The following is a 20,494-nucleotide window of genomic DNA, read 5'->3' on the forward strand; positions in this document are numbered from 1 at the left end:
TTCGGTTTGAAATCCTTGTAGTCGCTATAAAGTGACTCATATATCTGTCTATTCGTTAAAATGAGAGGAATAGGCAATGATTTAATACTATTATGATATCTGTTTTGTGAAAAATTGTTGCATACTAAAATAGTACCCAAACTAATTTAGCTGGATTAACGTGCTGAAAATAATGCAGACTACGTCGAACGTTGAACTTTGACTGAACTTCATGCGAAAGGAAGATCACAGATGCAAATGCGTAAATTAGGAAATAGTGGCTTGGATGTTTCGGCAATAGGGCTTGGCTGTATGGGAATGGATCATGCCTATGGAAAGCCAGCAGATCGTAATGAAATGGTTAAATTAATTCGCAGAGCAGTTGAACTAGGATGTAATTTCTTTGATACTGCTGCTTTTTATGGACAATCCAATGAGGAATTAGTAGGCGAGGCCCTTGCACCACTAAGAGATCAAGTTGTGATTGCAACTAAATTTGGAATTTTAGGACAAGAAGCTGTAGACGGTCAACCTCAACTTATTTTAAATAGCACACCAGATTCTATTCGTGAACAAATAGAAGATTCATTAAAAAGGTTGAAGGTTAATTGCATTGATTTATATTATCAGCACCGAGTGGATCCGAATGTCGAACCTGAAGCTGTCGCAGAAACAATGAAAGATTTAATAGCTGAAGGGAAGATTAAAACATGGGGAGTCTCAAATGCACCGGTTGATTATATTAAACGAGCATATGCGGTATGCCCTATTTCTGCAACCCAAAATCAATACTCTATGATGTGGCGTGAACCAGAAAAAGAGTTGTTTGAACTATGTGAAGAGTTAGGAATTGCTTTTGTTGCTTACAGCCCATTAGGAAATGGTTTCTTAAGTGGTAAATATACTAAGGAAACCAAATATGATGAAGATGACTATCGAAGTTTCATGGGAAGATTCAAACCTGATGTGATTGATCATAACCAAGTGTTATTAGATTTAATTACTCAAGTTGCAAAAAGTAAAAATTCAACACCGGCTCAAGTCGTATTAGCGTGGGAATTAGCTCAAAAACCATATATCATTCCAATTCCAGGCACTACAAAATTAAACAGATTAGAAGAAAACCTATATGGAGCTGATCTGAAATTAACAAAGGAAGATGTAGATAGACTAAATGAAGCTTTGTCTAAAATGGAAATTGATAGTACACACTTCTAACTAGAGGTGTATCATCAACTAATAGGAGGATTTTTTATGCAAAAAGTTATTTTGAACAATGGTGTTGAAATGCCGATACTTGGTTTTGGAGTTTTTCAAATTCAAGATGAAGCTGAATGTGAACAAGCTGTTTACGATGCGATCATGTCAGGTTATCGACTGATAGATACCGCAGCCTCTTACCTAAACGAAGAAGCGGTGGGAAGAGCCATCAAACGGAGTGGAGTACCAAGAGAGGATCTATTTATTACTACGAAATTATGGGTTCAAGATACCGGATACGAACGTACAAAGGAAGCATTTGAAAAATCCCTTTCAAGATTGCAACTTGATTATTTGGATTTGTATTTAATTCATCAGCCCTTTGGCGACGTGCATGGTTCTTGGCGGGCGCTGGAGGAATTGTACCGTGAAGGAAAAATCAGAGCGATTGGCGTAAGTAACTTCCAGAACGATCGTCTGATTGATTTGATTATTCATAATGAAGTAACGCCTGCCGTTAATCAAGTTGAAACACATCCATTCTGCCAACAAATTGAAAGTGCTGCATTCATGAAAGAAAACAATGTTCAGATCGAATCATGGGGTCCATTTGCTGAAGGTAAAAACAACATGTTCCAGAACGAAGTTTTAGTATCAATAGCTCGAAAATATAATAAATCTGTTGCCCAAGTGGTTTTACGCTAGTTGACGCAAAGAGGAGTTGTTGTGATTCCAAAGTCTGTCCGGAAAGAAAGAATAATTGAAAACTTTAATATCTTTGATTTTGAATTAAATTCAGAGGATATAGAACAAATTGCGCTGTTAGACACAAAAGAGAGTTTGTTCTTTTCACATAGAGATCCTGTAATGGTAAAAGCGTTAAGTACTAGGAAGCTGGATATCTAATTTTTCTTAGGATCTTATTGGTTTTGATAAAAGATGGGTTAACCATAATTAAGGGGTTAACCCATCTTTTATTTATAAGAACACCCTTAGCCTTGTACAGTTCATTCTAATTTGGAGGTTTAAGAATAAAGGCAGCTAAAATTTGTGAATATCGCATTATAATCTTGGTCTTCTCCAGTGGCGTACAAACCAATAAGCACACCTGTGAATCCTCCGGCTATTTCAGAGGATAAATATTTGGTTTGCGCAGCTCCGAGTAAGATCTCAGTACCGTCTACCTGGATATAAAAGTGATAATGCGTTGGACTGCTTTTGACAACTAATGAAGCATGGTTACATTGACCTATATGTTTTGTTTTTTCAATGGATTTGATATCTCCGATATTCAGCCGTTCGATAATCTCATAACCCTCTGGATGTTTACGCAAGGCCAAGTCATAATGGTGATTTTCGTCCATGTAAAGCGTAATTCCGGCTTCACCATTCGTAAGGCTGACTTCGCATGAAATAATCGCGTTAAAGTCTTTTTGACGAATACCAATAAATGTCGGGGTAGCCGGGATATCTAACGTTATTGGAGTTCCTTTAAGCTTTATTTTATCAGCTTCTAACCGATAATTTTCTGTAACCGGGTGACGCAGGTAACACCAGTCCAAATTCCAATCTGTGTTCTCGAACGTATAGACTTCTTTCTCCTGCTGAATGACTGTGTCCGCAATACGATCAGTCTCGAAACTTATTAGAGTGGTACCTTCATGACCTGCTGTAAACCATCCATCCTCGCCAAAGGTAATCGGAGTTAGAAAAACCTCACGCCCCAAATGGTGATAGGTAAGATACTGGCCAGTCTGCCGGAATCCAAGATGTAACAGCCACCAACACCCTGAAGCTCGTAACCGCCTAAATTTCGATTAGTCAATACGGGGTTATGCGGATAGGCTTCGAATGGGCCAGCAGGAGAATTGCCCCTTGCATAAGTGACCATATGCCCATATTCGGTTCCGCCCTCAGCTGCTAGCAGATAGTATTGTTCATTAATTTTGTATAAATGAGGACTCTCCAAATAACGCCCACCGGATCCTTGCCAGATTGAACGGCTTGGCGACAGCTTCTGCCCAGTTTCAATTTCAATTTCACATTGGACAATACCATTAACTCCGTAATCGTCTGTCCCATTACTCATGAAATACGTTTTGCCGTCTTCAAAATACAAATCCGGATCAATACCGCCTTGATCTACATTAATCGGATCAGACCATTCGCCGTAAATATTGTCAGTCCAGACATAGAAGTTCTGGCGCAAAGTGTCATTAGTGGTCGTCATGTAGAATCGTCCATTATTGTACCGCAGGGTGGGGGCGAATACACCACCGGAGCTGTCCACAGTATCCAGTTGAATCTGGTTTTTTCGGGTTAAGCAATGACCGATTTGGGTCCAATTAATTAAATCTTTGCTTTCAAAAATCGGAACACCGGGAAAATACTGAAAGGAACTGCAGACCAAATAATAAGTGTCTTCAACTTTACATGCGCTGGGATCAGGATAAAACCCTTTGATGACCGGATTATTGTATTTCATTTCTCCACCTCATTAATAAATTCATATAAATAAGAATTCAATATATTTAACTACTAAGAAAATTAAACACTATTGCTTATAGGTTTTCAATGAATCGGGGTTGAAGATATACGTTATATTTATTAAATTAATATATATGTAATTTCAATAAGCACAGGTCAGGTGATTATGATGATGATCAAAGCAAACGGCGAAGCAAAATTCATGGCGTTGTATGAAGCGCTGGCAAGCGAAGTCAGATGGAGGATTATGAGCCTCATTGCAGATAATGAAATGAATGTGAAGGAGATCGCGGCTAAGTTAGAGCTTAGCCCTTCCATAGTTACTATGCATATCCGAAAGCTCGAACAAGCTGGACTTACAGGAAGCCACAGGGTACGCCTAAACGGAGGAACGCACAAAATGTGCTTCCTTAAACAAAAAAGAGTTGAGATCGAACTCCCCACTGCCACTCAAACCCCGAGGATCAGAGAGCAGACCATTTCAGTCGGTCATTATACTTCGTTTGATGTTCATCCTACATGTGGTCTTGGGACACAAGAGAAAGAAATTGGGGTTTGGGACGATCCCCGCTATTTTCTGGATCCCGAGCGGGTCAACGCCGGCATTTTGTGGTTTGGGAGAGGTTACGTAGAGTACAAAACGCCTAACTACTTACTTCCCGGTCAAATGCCCGACGCCATCGAGATTTCAATGGAAATTGCTTCTGAAGCCCCGGGCTTGAGAGATCATTGGCCTTCGGATATTGAGTTCTTTTTTAACGGTGTGAAGCTTGGAACTTGGACCAGTCCGGCAGACTTTGGAAGAGCGGCACGAGGCATATATACTCCGGATTGGTGGCATCGGAATGTAAATCAATACGGGTTATTGAAGACGATCCGCATTGATACTTCGGGCACATTTATTGATGAAGAAAGGATGTCGGACATTACTGTCGCAGATATTTTGCTACGGGAACAGTTCTGGACGCTTCGGTTCGCAGTTGACGAGAAGGCTGTTAATGTTGGTGGTTTGACACTTTATGGGGCTGGATTCGGTAACCATGACCAAGATATTTTAATTCGTGTGTACCTAGGAACGATGACCTAATGAAGCAGGATATTTCAGTTATAGTTGTTTTCTCCATCCAGTTTATCAGCTGGAACTGGTAAACTATCCATATATTGAAGAAGTGGAGAGGAGAGATATTCTGAATTATAACGAGGTTATTAAAATTGCTGATACACACATACTTCCATTAGTGATGGAATTGTACGGATTGGAAGGTTATGAAATCAGGCTTATCAATGCACATGAAGGAGGACGGAATGTTGCATATAACTGTGATAAAGCTGATTCTGAAGCAAAAATAATCAGAATTGCCTTCTTAAGTGACAGAAGCCGAGAAGATATTCTGGGTGAAGTGGAATATATCAGGTATTTGTACGAGCATGGCGGCAGTGTTTCGAATGTGGTCAACTCCCAGAAGGGGAATCTACTGGAAACGATAACCCTTAATAATCATACCTTTTTTGTCTGCTTGTTTGAAAAGGCCAAGGGGGGTATGCTCGTGGAAAATAATTATCAGTATCGGGAAGGCGTTCCTATTACGGAATACTATTATAACTGTGGCAAAGTTCTTGGGAAAATGCATCAATTATCGAAGGGATATACGCCTGTCCATTCTCGGTATGATTTTTTTGATAAATACAATGCCGATTATATAGATAAGCTAATACCTGACTCGTTATCTCTGCTGAAGGAGAAGCTGGTAGATCTCCTTACAACGTTAGAAGGGATGGACAGGGATCACGAGTCTTTTGGGATGGTCCATTTTGATTACTGCGATGGGAATTATATGATCGATTTTAATACAGGGCAAATAACTGTGTTTGATTTCGATAACTCCTGCTTTTGTTGGTATATGTATGACCTGGCAAATCTCTGGACACTTGGAGTGGGCTGGATACAATTTGAACAAGATACTGATAAACGCAAAATGTTTATGGATGATTATTTTAAAACAGTCCTTGATGGCTACAGATCCGAGACCAGGATCGAAGATTCGATGTTAGGTACATTGCCATTATTTATCCAAGTAACCCTCATGGAAAACATCGTTGATGCATTCGAGGTAATGCGGAACAATGGTGAAGAGCCGGAATGCGATGAAGAGCTGTCATATCGTATAAAATGTCTAGAAGACGATATCCCATATGTAGGATTTTTCCATGAAATTTACTCATGTGATGAACCCTTTGAGTATGAGGAACGAGATATTTAGGATGATGGTGTTTATGATATGCTGCGGATAAATTCATAGTAGACTCAAATAAGCAGGAGTTGGAGTAAAAATGGCTTACGAAAAACCGGAATTGACCATGAGTGAAATTGAAAAAGTACTGTGGAATCATCTTGGACAGGGAGCGGCTGAGATTACACCGATGTCTGGCGGCAATATTAGCAACGTGTTTTCTTTTATTCTCGAAGGAAAAGACTATGTTGTTAAATTCAGCGATTTGGAACGAGCATATGAGACCGAACAATTTGTATCCAATTTGCTACTCGACCAAGGTATCCCTTTCCCAAAATGTTTGGGTTTAGGGAGGACTAATCAGTTAACCTATTTGATCATGGAGCGAATGGAAGGTCGCAATCTATCCGATTGTTCAGCAGAAGAACAAACCCGTCTGATGCCTGAAATTATCGGCATTTTAACAAGAATGGCCGAAACGGATATTGGGGGAACTAACGGGTATGGTTGGATCGGGCCTGAGGGCAATGGCTCCTATTCATCTTGGAAAGACTTCGTCATTGCCGTAAATGCGGAAGATCAGACGGGGACATTCTGGGAGAATTGGCATGAACTCTTCCGCACGTCTTGCTTGGAAAAAGACGTATACGAAGAAATCTATAGTCGTTTGATGACCTACGTACCCTATAATGAATCTAATAGAAGCTTTATACACGGAGATTTTCAACAGTGGAATATTTTGTCCAACGGAACAAGGATAACCAGCATTATTGATGGAAATTGCATGTATGGCGATTCTCTCATAGACCTTGCGATTCTCGACAAGCATATGCCTTGGTGTAATGTCATTAACGCGTATCAAAACTATCAAGAGAAAGCTAGAATAGTGACCCCGAATTTTGAGGAGCGGCTAATCGGTGCCTATTATTTTAAGGGACTCGATGGACTTCGATTCTATGCTAAGATGGGCTGGACAGATGCTTATCAGGACACACGGCATTTTCTTTTAAACCTGAAAGCGTAATAACTATACACTTTACCTTATCCTATACATTTACATTTACTAGCCGCATAATTGCGGCTTTTTGTATATAAATATCAAATTTATGGGAGCAAATTCCCCACTGAGATTATTGACCTTAGACTTACGACCTGTAATAATTGCACCTGAACTTGCCATTAATCCACTATCTATAGCTTTGTTCAACTTGATAAAATGTAAGCGCAATCATTTAATCTATCGATTGGAGGAGTATGGCATGAAAAAGATTGGGGCAGGTTTTATATTCTTACTTGTGATGTGCGCAGCCTTATCCACAACTGCGTTCGCGAAACAGCCTTATTCATCCTATTGGTTTCCGGAGCAATTGCTTCAGTGGAGTCCGGCATCCGACCCGGATGCGGCATTTAACCGGAGCACAGTCCCGCTGCAGGACCGTTTTGTAGCAGATGGAGTCAACGCTCATGCAACCAAAGCGCCAAAAGTCATGGCTTTATCAGCACTGAACCCGGGAACAAGCGGAGTTCCATCGCAGGGTTCAAGCAAATTCGAAGCTAACACATTTACCTATTGGCAATATGTTGACAAGCTGGTCTATTGGGGTGGTTCCGCGGGCGAAGGGATCATCGTACCTCCAAGCGCTGATACGATCGACGCGGCTCATAAAAATGGCGTGCCGATTATCGGAACGGTGTTCTTCCCACCAACCGTATATGGCGGAAAGTATGAATGGGTCAAGCAGATGCTTCAGCAGAATAGTGACGGCTCCTTTCCCGCTGCTGACAAGTTGATCCAGGTTGCGAGCCATTACGGATTTGACGGCTGGTTTATTAACCAGGAGACTGAGGGCGGAACGCCGGCCGACGCACAGCAAATGAAAGCTTTCCTAAGTTATCTGGAATCACACAAGTTAAATTCTATGCACATCGTATGGTATGATTCCATGACCAATGAGGGCAGTATCAGTTGGCAAAATGCACTTAACGACAAGAATTCGATGTTCCTGCAAGACAATAAAAAGCAAATAACGGACAGTATGTTTCTGAACTTCTGGTGGAGGGATCTTAAAAGCTCGGCAGAGAAGGCTAGAAGCTTGGGCAGAAGTCCATATGACTTGTATGCAGGCATCGATGTCGAAGCCAAGGGTTACGATACAAAGGTGAACTGGAATCTGTTGTTTCCGGATAAAGATCCTGCCGTTACTTCCCTTGGTATTTACCGTCCGGATTGGGCTTTTAACAGCGCAGAGAGTATGGAAGATTTCTTTGTACGCGAGAACAAATTCTGGGTGGGTCCAAACGGGAATCCGAGTAACACCTCGAGCGATCAAGCCTGGAAAGGTATCGCAAACGATGTGATCGAATCATCACCAGTAAATGAGCTGCCTTTCACCACTAACTTCAACACGGGAAGCGGACAGAAATATTTTGTACGAGGGAAGCAGGTGCGGGATAAGGGCTGGAACAACCGGAGTCTGCAGGATATTCTTCCATCCTGGCGCTGGATCGCAGACAGCAAAGGTACCCCACTTACACCAGTGCTCGACTGGTCCAATGCATATTACGGCGGCAGTTCGCTGAAGGTATCAGGCGTGCTGAACCCTAACAATGCGACACATCTGAAACTCTACAAGACCGACCTTAAGATCGAAGCAAGTACAAAGCTGTCTATTACGTACAAAACACAAAATAAGCCAAGCCTGAAGGTTGGTCTCGCTTTCGCAGACCATCCCAACCAATATGTCTTCCTTAACGTGAAGGATAAGACATCGCCGGACTGGACTACTGAAACATTGAATTTGACCCCATACAAAGGGAAACGGATCGTAGAGTTGTCACTGTATTTTGACTCTAAGGATGCGATTAATAATTACAACATTCAAATTGGCCAGCTCTCTATTCAAAATGCTAATGACTCGATCAAACCATTGCCCGCGGTTCGCGATCTTAAGGTCACTCAATCCGATTTCCGCAATGGTATTTATGGAGACGCCCGATTACAGTGGAAACAGCTTGACCAGCAGGTCAAACAATACGAAATCTATCGTGTACTGCCAGATGGTAGTGAAATGTTCATAGGTGCAACACCAAATCATGTGTTTTACGTTCCTGAGATGCGAAGAATAGACAAAGAAACGATCACAATATTGAAGGTTGTTGCCGTGAATGGAAGATACGAGCAAGGTCAAACCACTAGCGTGAAGATCAGCTGGCCAGCTTATCCTAAGCCGATTGCGGAGTTCAAGGCTGATCGTACCCTAGTGGCTCCAGGCGAGAGCGTTAACTTCACTGATCTGTCGACTGAAGTGACAGAAGGATGGTCATGGACCTTCGAAAGCGGAAGCCCGGCGGTCAGCACATCGAAGAACCCAGTTGTGACGTTCGCTCAGGAAGGCGTTTATAGCGTGACGCTGACTGCAACCAACAGCTCGGGCCAAGACACAATTACGAAAAAAGCACTCATCACAGTGAGCAAGGAAGCTAGCGCAGTGAAAAATCTGGCACTTGGTAAAACTGCAACAGCCGATCATGCCTGCGGGGAAAAGGAAGGGGCACCTAACGCCGTAGATGGTAAAGTGACGGATAACAGTAAATGGTGCGCAATTGGCAATCTGCCCCATTGGCTTCAGGTTGACCTCGGCGCCGAACATCAACTCAGCACTTTTGTCATCAAGCATGCTGAGAGCGGAGGAGAGTGGTCCGGTTTTAATACCAGTGATTATACGATTCAGATCAGCAGCGACGGAACGAACTGGACGGATGTTGTCAACGTCCAAGGAAACTCGGCTGCCGAGTCGACTGATTCAATTGCGTTAGTAAAAGCCCGCTATGTAAAATTATTGATTCTCAAACCTACGCAGGGAGCCGATACGGCAGCGCGGATCTATGAGTTTGAAGTGAAGGGATTATAATATACCCTATTACGACATTCTAATATTAAAGCAAATAAACCGTAGGCCACTTGAGGGGCTGCGGTTTATTTGCTTTAACACTAATGATAGCTGAAATCAAAAAAAGAACCTGATTTATCTCATCAGATTCTTATATATTGCATATGAAAAGACACGATGATATAATCAACTCACGACTGATATCCAAAGGTTAGGCATAATAATTGCATCTTATATATTTATATTATCATGCCGTTAAATTCTTGTCAATTTTTTTCTCAATTTAATAGTTAGGAGCGATAATAAATGCGTTCTTTAGTTCTCGGTTTTCAGGAAGTGGACAATACACAGCTTTTGCTCGTTGGCGGAAAAGGGTTAAATTTAGGGAGATTATCAAAAATAGAAGGAATACAAGTACCAGAAGGATTCTGTATTACAACAGTAGGATATCACCAAGCCCTCGAACAGAACCAAACGTATCATGCTTTGTTGGATCAACTAACTATGCTAAAAGTAGAAGATCGGGATCAAATCGGTGAAATCAGTAGGAAGATTCGGCAAATCATTATGGAAGCAGAAATTCCTTCCGATGTTGTGAAGGCAGTTTCTCACTATCTCACCCAGCTTGGTGATGAACATGCTTATGCAGTGCGTTCTAGTGCCACCGCTGAAGATTTACCACATGCCTCTTTTGCAGGTCAACAAGATACCTATTTAAATATCATCGGCATAGAAGCAATCCTTCAGCATATCAGCAAATGTTGGGCTTCTCTATTTACGGATCGTGCCGTAATCTACCGTATGCAAAATGGATTTGACCACAGTCAAGTTTATTTATCCGTTATCGTTCAAAGGATGGTTTTTCCACAGGCTTCAGGGATTTTATTTACCGCTGATCCGATTACTTCTAACCGGAAACTGCTATCCATCGATGCTAGTTTTGGACTTGGCGAAGCACTGGTCTCTGGCTTGGTATCTGCCGATTGTTATAAAGTACAGCAAGAGAAAATTGTCGATAAGAGAATAGCAACCAAAAAATTGGCTATCTACGGACTAAAAGAAGGCGGAACAGAGACCCGGCAGATCGACCTCGAACAGCAAAAGACTCAAACACTTACTGAACAACAAATTTTAAAAATAGCAAGGATAGGCAGACAGATTGAAGCCTATTTTGGTTGCCCACAAGATATCGAATGGTGTTTGGACGAGGATACATTTTATATCGTCCAGAGTCGGCCAATCACGACTTTATTCCCCATCCCTGAAGCGAATGATCAAGAAAACCACGTTTATGTATCTGTTGGTCATCAACAAATGATGACAGATCCCATGAAACCGCTGGGATTGGCTTTTTACCTGTTAACGACTCCTGCACCTATGCGTACAGCTGGCGGAAGATTGTTTGTTGATGTCACATCAAGTCTTGCTTCACCTGGTAGCAGAGAAATGATCATAGAAGCCTTAGGTAAATCTGATCCCCTCATAAAAGACGCACTCATAACCATCGCAGAGCGAGAAGATTTTATAAAATTTTCGGCAGATAATGAAAAAGCTTCTACTCCGAGTAAAAGCAATACAAGCCTGCCACCTAGTGATTCTCAAGTACAACTCGAAAAGGATCCGACAATCGTTTCTGACCTCATTAAGAGCAACCAAGCATCGATAGAAGAGCTGCAACAAAACATTCAAACCAAATCAGGGGCGGAGTTGTTTGATTTTATTCTGGAAGATATGCAGCAATTAAAGAAGATTCTATTCAACCCACAAAGTATGCGTGTGATTATGGCGGCTATGGATGCTTCAGCATGGATCAATGAAAAAATAAATGAGTGGTTAGGTGAAAAAAACGTAGCAGATACGCTTTCTCAATCTGTACAGGGCAATATTACTTCGGAAATGGGTCTGGCGTTACTCAATCTCGCTGATGTGATTCGGCCTTATCCGGAAGTCATTGATTATTTACAGCAGGTTAAAGACGATAATTTCTTAGATGAACTGGTTAGTTTTGAGGGTGGGCAGGAAACCCAAGAGGCTTTCTATGACTATCTCAGCAAATACGGAATGCGATGTACCGGAGAAATCGATCTTACAAGAACTCGTTGGAGCGAAAAACCAACTACACTTGTCCCCATGATTCTTAGTAATATCAAAAACTTTGAACCTAATGCTGGCCATCGGAAATTTGAGCAAGGTCGACAGGAAGCTTTGAAAAAAGAACAAGAGCTATTAGATCGATTGAAGCAATTACCCGATGGTGAACAAAAAGCTAAAGAAACAAAACGAATGATTGATCTCATCCGGAATTTCAGCGGGTTTAGGGAATACCCCAAATACGGTATGGTTAATCGCTACTTCGTTTATAAGCAAGCTTTATTAAAAGAAGCCGAACAACTCGTACAAGCAGGAGTTATTCCTGAAAAAGAAGATATATACTATTTAACGTTTGAAGAACTTCGCGAAGTCGTAAGTAGATGCAAACTGGATTACCAGATCATCAGCAAACGAAAAGAAGAGTACAAATTATATGAAAAACTAACTCCACCACGTGTTCTCACGTCTGATGGTGAAATTATTGCGGGTAAGTACAACCGAGAAAACCTCCCAACAGAAGCTATTGTAGGTCTAGCGGTTTCTTCCGGTGTTATAGAGGGACGAGCGCGTGTCATCTTAAACATGGAGGATGCTGATCTAGAAGATGGAGATATATTAGTTACCTTATTCACTGACCCTAGCTGGACTCCATTGTTTGTATCTGTAAAAGGCCTAGTTACTGAAGTTGGTGGACTAATGACCCATGGGGCAGTTATTGCGCGTGAATATGGCTTACCAGCAGTTGTCGGAGTGGAGAATGCTACCAAATTGATAAAAGATGGGCAACGAATTCGTGTGCATGGTACAGAAGGCTATATCGAAATATTGTAATGGTTGAATCACGAATGTAGTTTGACAAATCGAATCTTTTGAATTATTTTTAATAGTGAATTATAAATTCATTATTAAAGGTGAGGGGCAATATGCAGTCTAAAAAAGAAGAAGTAAAACAGGAAATTGAATCCGCCGCTTTAAAGGTATTTTTCCGAAAAGGCTTCTCTGATGCCAAAATGAATGATATTGCCGATGAAATTCAAATTTCTGTTGGCAATATTTATACTTATTTTAAAAATAAAAAAGAGTTGTTCTATTCGGTTGTTCCGCCGTCTTTAGTGGACTATTTGAAGAATGTGCTAGTGGAAAATATTCGTATCGATAACCAGACTTTTTTTGATGATGTTAATAATGAGAAAAAATCAGCTATCGTTCAAGAGCAAATAAATATATTAACCCAGTACAGCAGGCAGATTGTCATTATTTTTGAAAAGAATAAAGGGACCGTATATAGCAATGCCAAAAACGAGCTGATCGATCTGATGATCGAAACTAAAAGACCCTATATAAAAGATCATTATAAAAGATACGAAATCGGAACCGAAGAAAATATGATTCTGCTGAAGATCATCGCGAACAATGTCATCAATATGATTCTGGATTTATTAAAGCACGAGATGAGCGCCGATAGCCGGAGAAGGATTTTTGAGGCATTAAGCTTATACTGGCTACATGGACTAAAAAGCTTAAACGAATAACATCAATGCACCGAATTTAGGTGTGGGGTAGAACTGGGGCGCAACGCAGCAATGAGGGACAACCAAGTGGATATGCACATTTAGCATCTACGAGGGTCCCTATTTTTTTAATCCAATAATGAATTAATTATTCATTTTTGGGCGGTGTAATCAAGAAACGGGGGAAGTTACGATGAAGACAGGTTATGCGTTTATGGACTGTAATGTTATTTATGGAGATGCGAAAAAAGGGACTGATTCCCATATGACGATTTTGATTGATGAAAACGGCTTGATTCAGGAGATCGGGAAAGCAAGCGCTGTAACTGTCCCCACCCATTTCCAAACGATCGATTGTTCGGGGAAATATGTGATGCCCGGTCTCATCAACGCGCATGTCCATCTTTTTGCCGATGGTAAGCCGTTTACGCTGTCTGCCAGTGAAGGGCTGCTGAATTTTGCGTTTCATCATATTTTGGATACGAGACTGGGCAGAAACATGTTGAAGAGACGGATGAAAAAAAATGCCCTAACCGCACTGCATTCCGGAGTAACAACGATGCGTAGCGTAGGTGAATTTTTTTATACTGATGTTCAGTTGAGGGATGAGATTAAGGCAAATCAATCTATTGGACCTAATCTTTTGGTATCTGGGTATTTCCTGAGCGTAACGGATGGCCACGGTGCACCTTATTTGGCTTTGGTCGGTGATTCACCATGGGAAGGGAGAAGAAATGTAAGAATCAATGTAAAAAACGGAGTGGATCTAATCAAAATATGTGTAACTGGCGGGGTCACCGATGCCAAAAGGATCGGAGAAGCAGGCCGCTTGCAAATGACGGAAGAAGAGGTGGCTGCCATTTGCGAGGAAGCTCACAAAATTGGGATGCGTGTGGCGGCACATGCAGAAAGTACCGAAGGTGTAAGAGTTGCGTTAAAGGGTGGGGTGGATACTATTGAACACGGCGCGGAGATGGATGAGGATATGATCAGGCTGTACAAAAATAATCCCAGAGCCTTAAAGGGCTACACCGCTGTGATTCCTACTTTACAAGCAGCTTATCCCAGTGCGAAATTAGATCCGATCCTGACAAAGTTGAATACAACCATTAAGGAAAATGCCCGGCTTGTGTATGACTCTATGTTAACAGGGCTACAGCAGGCTATAGAACATGATATCAAAATCGGTGTGGGAACGGACGCTGCTATGTCCTATGTAACCCACTATGATCTTTGGCGTGAGCTTGATCATTTCATGCGACAAACAAAGCTGAACGCATGTGAGGTTATTGAACTAGTAACCAAATCAAATGCAGATATTTTGGGAATCGATCACCTGACAGGTTCTATAGATGTGGGCAAATATGCGGATTTAATCATGATGGAGCAAAACCCATTGGAGAACATAAAAGCTTTGTCTGATGTAGCTATGGTTATGGTCAGAGGGAATTTAATACAAACACCATCTGTGACCAGAATTCAAGCAGTGGACGAGCTGCTGGATACGGTTTGGATTTAGGAGTTACTCAGCTATTCCAAAACAAAAGAAAAACCCCCTCTTTACTATGGAGTAACTCCATACCTTATGATACCCTTTGTCAGGACAGATGACCTATGTAAGCCTGCAAATCATCAATCACTCAAAGGAGACAAGGATATGGATCAACAATTGAAGCAAAAGAATCAGTTAAAACAAATTAGCGAGATAATAATGAATTGGGTCGAACGTGATGAGGAGAAGATTGTTCAGTTCTTCTCAAGTCTAGTTAAATGTGAAACCCCTAGCCCTCCAGGTGATACGCGTGAGGCAATGGCGATGGTTCAGAGTTACCTCGACATCGAAGGACTTCCGTACAGGCAAGTCAACGCCAAAGATACCATGCCAAATATCATTTCTTCGGTGCAAATGCCAAGCGAGGGTAGGCATCTGATGTTCAACGGACATCTCGATGTACTGCCTGCTGGAGATGAACCCGGGTGGACTGACGATCCATGGAGCGGAAAGATTGTGAACGGTCGGGTATGGGGACGCGGGACGTCAGATATGAAGGCAGGCGTAACGGCGATGCTTTTCGCCTACACGTATCTATCACAATTACGCGATCAACTGAAGGGCAAACTATCGCTTACCATCGTCTCCGATGAAGAGACTGGATATGGACGGGGCACCGGCTTTATGTTCGAGCAGATCGAAAGCGAAATGAAAGCCGACTGCGTCCTCAGCGCCGAACCCTCTGGAACGGATGCGATTTCGTTCGCCTCGAAGGGTTACATGCAGTTTTCTGTACGAGTGGCGACACGGGGAGCTATATCCGGGTATCCTAACGAAAGCAAAAGCTCGATCCATATCGCCACCGATATCATCCGCGACCTTGACGAGTTGGAAGGTATCGAGGTAGACGTTCCCTCCTCGATTACGGATATACTCTCTAATCCGCAGCGGCGTGAACAGTACAACGAGTCCAGAGGAGAAGGTGCGGCTGAGATTCTGCCATTAATCACGGTTAATGTTGGTACGATCGAGGGCGGCAATTCACCTAGTGTCATTTCACCTGATTGTATATTCTCGGTATCCGTTGTTCTTCCAGTCGGAACTGATCCGTATACGATTTTCTCGAAAGCCAGAGATATTGTTGCTCGCTATCCCGAAGCAGAAATCAAATTGGAAGGGGTCGATTCGGCGGATGTATCGGATCCAGACAGTGAGATGGCTAGGATCTTGCAGGAGACGGTAGAAGATTTGGGGTGGAAAAAACCGGTGCTGGTTCCTGATGTTGCAATTTCCGATTGTCGGTACTGGCGTTATCGTGGTACGCCTGCTTTCTGGTATGGTCCGGACGGAAGCAATTGCAGCGCGGCCAATGAGTCGGTATCGATCAAGGAATTGCTGCATCTGGTTCGCACCCATGCCTTAGCGGCAACGCAGTACCTCATGAATAATTATATAGAAGAAGACACAGAAGAAAAAAGTGTTGAAGGATCAGCAGTGTCTGAAGAAAAACCTAAGTTCGCTGCACACAAACCAGATACTGCGGTTTAGATGTAGTTACGATTGCCATTCCACAGATCACAGAACAAGAAACTTCCGTAAACATGCGAATCGATACAACGATTCCTACCACAAAAAAGCCATACTGATTAACCAGTCTTTTCTTCTTTATTGCATACTACCCGGTATGAATAACTATAAGCCTGTCAGCCTTTCTGGTCGGGAAGCTTATTTATTATGATTCCTGTAAATAACGTACCCGCCTGAAGGGAATTCTAGAGATGAGAGATATCTCAAATTCTAATCAGGATGAGGACGGAATTCATGAAGCAACCTTCCAGTAAAACTGAAGAAGACGATAAACTGAAATGGTGGCAACTAAGCTTGTTAGGCATAGCAGGCACTATAGGAACCGGGTACTTTCTTGGCTCAGGTCTAGCAATTTCCATGGGAGGGCCAGCAGTACTGCTAGCCTACATTTTAGCTGCTATTGGAACATATGTCGTATTTGATGCACTGGCTCAGATGACAGCGGAAGATCCGGAGCAGGGTTCATTTCGATCCTATGCAAAAAAAGCATTTGGAAATTGGGCAGGGTTCGGGAGCGGCTGGGTATATTGGTTTTCGGAACTGTTGATTATGGGAAGTCAGCTCACAGCATTGTCCATATTCTCGCGTTTTTGGTTCCCGGCCGTACCGATGTGGGTATTTGCTGCCAGCTTTGCGGCCGTGAGCCTATTGATTGTGTTTTTTGGTAATAAGGGCTTTGACAGGGTTGAAAATATACTGGCCATCATTAAAGTGGCGGCTATACTAATGTTCCTTGTTATTGCTGCCGTACTTCTGACGGGTTGGATCGGCGGTTCTAAGTTCTCACCGAAAGTTCCACTTGGGTTTAAAGCTTTGTTTCCATCTGGAGGTATTGGGTTGTGGTCTGCCTTTATTTTTGCTTTTTATGCCTATGGTGGCATTGAGGTGCTGGGAATTATGTCCTACAGGCTAAAGAAACCTGAGGAAGCTCCAAAAGCAGGAAAGGTGATGTTGCTGGGACTGGCTACAGTATACGTTCTCTCAATCGGGCTTGCAGTAATCATGGTGCCGCTTAGTGCTTTTAATCCAAAAGAAAGTCCTTTTGTGCTCGCGCTCAGCAGCGACCATCTGACCTTTATACCGCATTTGTTTAACGGGGTGTTGATCATAGCTGGGTTCTCCACGATGACAGCTTCGCTTTATGCCATTACCTCGATAATGATCACTCTTTCACAGGAAGGGGATGCACCCAAGGTTTTTTCGAAGAAATGGAAGGATAAATATCCGTTTTTTGCCCTTTGTTTAATAGCTGGAGGTTTAGGGGGTGCCATTATGATGTCATTGTGGTTGCCAGGAAAAGTATACGAATACATTACAACAGCTGCCGGACTGATGATCCTCTATAACTGGTCCTTTATATTGCTCTCCTCCCGCAAGCTGCTTAAGCCCAGTCTTCTAAACGGGGTGAAACGCTGGCTAGGCTTAGTGCTGATCGCTACTGCTGTAGCAGGTACGCTATTTCATGCGCTCAGTCGTCCAGGCTTCTACATCAGCCTGCTAATTGTTTCGCTGATTGCCTTGAGTGATTGGATCGTTCAACACATCCGTAATAAGAAGGACAGTTATGTTATGGGGCATGGGGCGGACGAACAGACCCATGAATATCATTCTTTACCGGGCGGTCCTGAATTTCGGATTAAGGGCATCAGGATGCGAAAAAACAAGGTTTAATGAAAAAAGAGAAGTCGGGCAGCCTGTACACCAAAATAAAAACCAAATCCAATCAGCGACAGACCTGACAGAACGGAGATCGCCTTCAATACCCGAACGGTTAGAAATTTACGAAAGAGGCTGGAGGCGGCAGCCATGGTTACATCCCAGAAAAGAATCCCTAGTACGATTGCTCCGCTATAGATCAATAATTGCTGCATCGGATACTCGCTGACCGCCTTGGCTAATATTGAGCCGTAAATACCCAACCAAAAAAGGATCGAGAGGGGATTGAACAAGGACATGAGAAATCCCGACAGATAAGATTTGGATAGTGAGGTATCGTTGCCCCTCAGCCCGTCAGCTAAAATGTCACCTGTATTTTTAATGCTGTCTACACCTGAATAGACGAGGACAAAGAATCCGAACAACCATAAAAACACTTTAACAAACGGAGCATCCAGCAGATGAATGAGGCCAAAATAAACAAGCAGCATGTAGATGATATCGGCACTAACCGCCCCTAAACCGACTATCCAGGCAGGCATAAATCCTCCGCGGAGTCCCTTGTCCAGCTGTGCTGCATTAATGGGTCCGAGAGGTGCCGAGAGGGATAATCCTATAATCATATAACCTATAAATACGTTAATGTTGTCCTCCTCCTTTATATAGTTAGCTTATTCTGATAAAGGCAGTGGTAGGACAACCAAAAAAAGGCCCGCGGAAGATCGCGGGCCTTCTTTTATAAGAAACTAAAGAGTGAGTAGAATTACGCCTTCACGGATTCAGGTCTTTTAACAAGAAGAGGTGGAGGAATCAACCAGCCCTTTTTCTTAGTCAAATGTAGAATTTTAAGGCCGATGGCTGCTTTGGTAAGGTGATATTTAGCAAACAAAGCCCCTATATCTTCTCTGATCGATTGTCCCATTGCCTGACTACATGCCACAAGTCCAACAGCATTATCAGCTGCAAGTTTGGCTGCAATTTCAGGATCTGTGAAACGTGCCCCTACAGGAATATCTTCAAGTTTAGCATCGGGCCGATTTGGCATTACTGGTGCAGATGCAATACCTTGCTCTGAGAGCAGTGTATCACACTCACTGATTTCAAGCTCCGCTTGATCAATTAAAGCTCCTAATATTTTTTTCAGGTCATTGTCGCCCGCGTGGTACATATAAGCTCTGTAACAAGAGAGGGCTCCCTTTGCGACCATTGAGGCTTGCCAAACCGTAAAAATCTCTCCATAATGCATCGGTTCTTCTTTGGGGTTACCGCCTAGAATCCCTGTCATAAATAGTCTCCTTTATTGTTGGATTTGAACAAACATTAGCATGCCCACAACAACAAGAAAATTGCAGCTTTTCACATAAAATAGGTATGTCAATTTGAGGCTTCGACATCCGTGCAAGTTTAAGGATAAATAGCACTAATTTTCTCATAATAGGATAAATGTGAAAATAAGGAACGATAAAATTGAACACGAGTTGTGGAGGAATCAAATGTTTTTCATCGTGATGATTGGATAGATACTTCCATGGACGATGGCAGATACTATTTTAGAGAGGACTTATCAGTAATCGTTCTAACGGACCGCTTGCAAGTATAATTGCCTTTGCATTCAATGAAGTTGGTTATCACTGGAGAGAGTCGAGTGTATCTCCAATCGAGGCATGGATTAGGAGTCATTACTTCCAACACTTTTGGTAAAGTGTTAAGCCCTGTCCTCGGCGCTTATTTAGGTACATTGTTATGGTTTGCACCCTTGAAGGAATTGAAAAAGAAAATCGAGGCACGATCACTTCTTTATATAGCAGCCGTAGGGGCGGAACGTGACTGCTATCCTTATTCGCTGTTACTCCAAGCGAGGGAAAGACAGGAGGGAAGAACAATCAGAAGCAAAGCTATTCCTCAAAATTCTCGGATAGGAAGGATTAAATAGGGGAAAATAGCAATGGGTGCTGCCTGCCCAATATTGTTCTGGAGGGAAAAAAATGAAGAAGATTGCTACTTTTGCATCAGTTGCATGTCTTAGTTTACTTTTAAGTATTCCAGCATTTGCGAACCAAGATGAAGCAAACCTAGGGATACAAACACATTACTCGGCTAATCAAACAAATGATAACCTGAATGCAAGGAATGTTAATGCAACGGGTAATCATAATTCAACAGCGGTCGAGAATGGAAATTACCGAGCGCAGGCAGTCGGGGATGAGAATCGAGGCACTAATTGGAGCTGGTTGGGTCTCTTAGGGTTGCTTGGACTTACAGGCTTGCGGAATAGAAGCCGAGAAAAAAGCTAAACTTTTTAGAGTTAAAGGGAACTATAGGGGCCATTTTTATGATTAGAACTGAGGACTGCATTTACAGACTCGGCAA

Annotated in this window: 15 protein-coding genes and 1 pseudogene; 12 read left to right on the forward strand and 4 right to left on the reverse strand. The window is 42.4% G+C overall.

The genetic code is table 11. The features are described 5' to 3' along the window. Positions 1 to 231 precede the first annotated feature (231 nt). Both MKX34_RS16025 and MKX34_RS16030 read left to right on the forward strand, forming a co-directional pair. Complete coding sequence (locus MKX34_RS16025) at positions 232 to 1,197, forward strand: aldo/keto reductase (RefSeq protein WP_076296656.1); 966 nt, start codon at positions 232 to 234, stop codon at positions 1,195 to 1,197. Positions 1,198 to 1,233: 36 nt separating this feature from the next. Beyond that, a pseudogene (locus MKX34_RS16030) lies at positions 1,234 to 2,085 on the forward strand (aldo/keto reductase). A gap of 119 nt (positions 2,086 to 2,204) precedes the next feature. On the opposite strand, the gene MKX34_RS16035 reads toward MKX34_RS16030, so the two are convergent. Both MKX34_RS16035 and MKX34_RS16040 read right to left on the reverse strand, forming a co-directional pair. Further along, positions 2,205 to 2,906, reverse strand: a complete 702-nt coding sequence (locus MKX34_RS16035; protein WP_256717620.1) for a hypothetical protein — start codon at positions 2,904 to 2,906, stop codon at positions 2,205 to 2,207. Further along, positions 2,885 to 3,664: a glycoside hydrolase family 43 protein gene (locus MKX34_RS16040; protein WP_256717619.1), complete on the reverse strand. Its 780-nt coding sequence runs from the start codon at positions 3,662 to 3,664 to the stop codon at positions 2,885 to 2,887. Before MKX34_RS16040 ends, MKX34_RS16035 begins: the two co-directional genes overlap by 22 nt. Before the next feature lie 174 nt (positions 3,665 to 3,838). Between MKX34_RS16040 and MKX34_RS16045 the strand changes: the two genes are divergently transcribed. The 9 genes from MKX34_RS16045 to MKX34_RS16085 all read left to right on the forward strand — a co-directional run bounded on the left by MKX34_RS16045 (position 3,839) and on the right by MKX34_RS16085 (position 18,139). Continuing rightward, a complete protein-coding gene (locus MKX34_RS16045; protein WP_076099187.1) occupies positions 3,839 to 4,753 on the forward strand; it encodes an ArsR family transcriptional regulator in 915 nt (304 codons plus the stop codon). Between the two features lie 154 nt (positions 4,754 to 4,907). Beyond that, positions 4,908 to 5,927 carry a phosphotransferase gene (locus MKX34_RS16050; protein ID WP_179089296.1) on the forward strand — a complete coding sequence of 340 codons (1,020 nt, stop codon included), beginning with the start codon at positions 4,908 to 4,910 and terminating at the stop codon, positions 5,925 to 5,927. Positions 5,928 to 5,997: 70 nt separating this feature from the next. Then, a complete protein-coding gene (locus MKX34_RS16055; RefSeq protein WP_076296655.1) occupies positions 5,998 to 6,921 on the forward strand; it encodes an aminoglycoside phosphotransferase family protein in 924 nt (307 codons plus the stop codon). Positions 6,922 to 7,156: 235 nt separating this feature from the next. After that, the gene (locus tag MKX34_RS16060) at positions 7,157 to 9,808 is read left to right on the forward strand and encodes a discoidin domain-containing protein (RefSeq protein ID WP_076296654.1); all 2,652 of its coding nucleotides are present in this window, start codon (positions 7,157 to 7,159) and stop codon (positions 9,806 to 9,808) included. A gap of 285 nt (positions 9,809 to 10,093) precedes the next feature. Then, positions 10,094 to 12,709 (forward strand): phosphoenolpyruvate synthase, encoded by a 2,616-nt coding sequence (ppsA, locus tag MKX34_RS16065; RefSeq protein ID WP_076296653.1) that lies wholly within the window; start codon positions 10,094 to 10,096, stop codon positions 12,707 to 12,709. A gap of 92 nt (positions 12,710 to 12,801) precedes the next feature. Next, positions 12,802 to 13,410 carry a TetR/AcrR family transcriptional regulator gene (locus tag MKX34_RS16070; RefSeq protein ID WP_076296652.1) on the forward strand — a complete coding sequence of 203 codons (609 nt, stop codon included), beginning with the start codon at positions 12,802 to 12,804 and terminating at the stop codon, positions 13,408 to 13,410. A gap of 172 nt (positions 13,411 to 13,582) precedes the next feature. Further along, on the forward strand, positions 13,583 to 14,908 hold the full coding sequence (locus tag MKX34_RS16075) for an amidohydrolase family protein (RefSeq protein ID WP_076296651.1): 1,326 nt from the start codon (positions 13,583 to 13,585) through the stop codon (positions 14,906 to 14,908). 138 nt (positions 14,909 to 15,046) lie between these two features. Beyond that, positions 15,047 to 16,429, forward strand: a complete 1,383-nt coding sequence (locus MKX34_RS16080) for a M20/M25/M40 family metallo-hydrolase (protein ID WP_076296650.1) — start codon at positions 15,047 to 15,049, stop codon at positions 16,427 to 16,429. Between the two features lie 273 nt (positions 16,430 to 16,702). Beyond that, positions 16,703 to 18,139: an amino acid permease gene (locus tag MKX34_RS16085; RefSeq protein WP_076296649.1), complete on the forward strand. Its 1,437-nt coding sequence runs from the start codon at positions 16,703 to 16,705 to the stop codon at positions 18,137 to 18,139. Here the strand turns inward: MKX34_RS16085 and MKX34_RS16090 are convergent. After that, complete coding sequence (locus tag MKX34_RS16090; RefSeq protein WP_076296648.1) at positions 18,136 to 18,768, reverse strand: LysE family transporter; 633 nt, start codon at positions 18,766 to 18,768, stop codon at positions 18,136 to 18,138. The genes MKX34_RS16085 and MKX34_RS16090 overlap by 4 nt on opposite strands. A 119-nt stretch (positions 18,769 to 18,887) precedes the next feature. Next, complete coding sequence (locus MKX34_RS16095) at positions 18,888 to 19,409, reverse strand: DUF3231 family protein (RefSeq protein ID WP_036677170.1); 522 nt, start codon at positions 19,407 to 19,409, stop codon at positions 18,888 to 18,890. Between the two features lie 700 nt (positions 19,410 to 20,109). On the opposite strand from MKX34_RS16095, the gene MKX34_RS16100 reads away from it, so the two are divergent. Then, positions 20,110 to 20,418: a WGxxGxxG family protein gene (locus MKX34_RS16100; RefSeq protein ID WP_038571232.1), complete on the forward strand. Its 309-nt coding sequence runs from the start codon at positions 20,110 to 20,112 to the stop codon at positions 20,416 to 20,418. Positions 20,419 to 20,494 lie beyond the last annotated feature (76 nt).

The sequence above is a fragment of the Paenibacillus sp. FSL R5-0636 genome (assembly GCF_037974255.1).
GTDB classification, from domain to species: Bacteria; Bacillota; Bacilli; order Paenibacillales; family Paenibacillaceae; genus Paenibacillus_AQ; species Paenibacillus_AQ odorifer.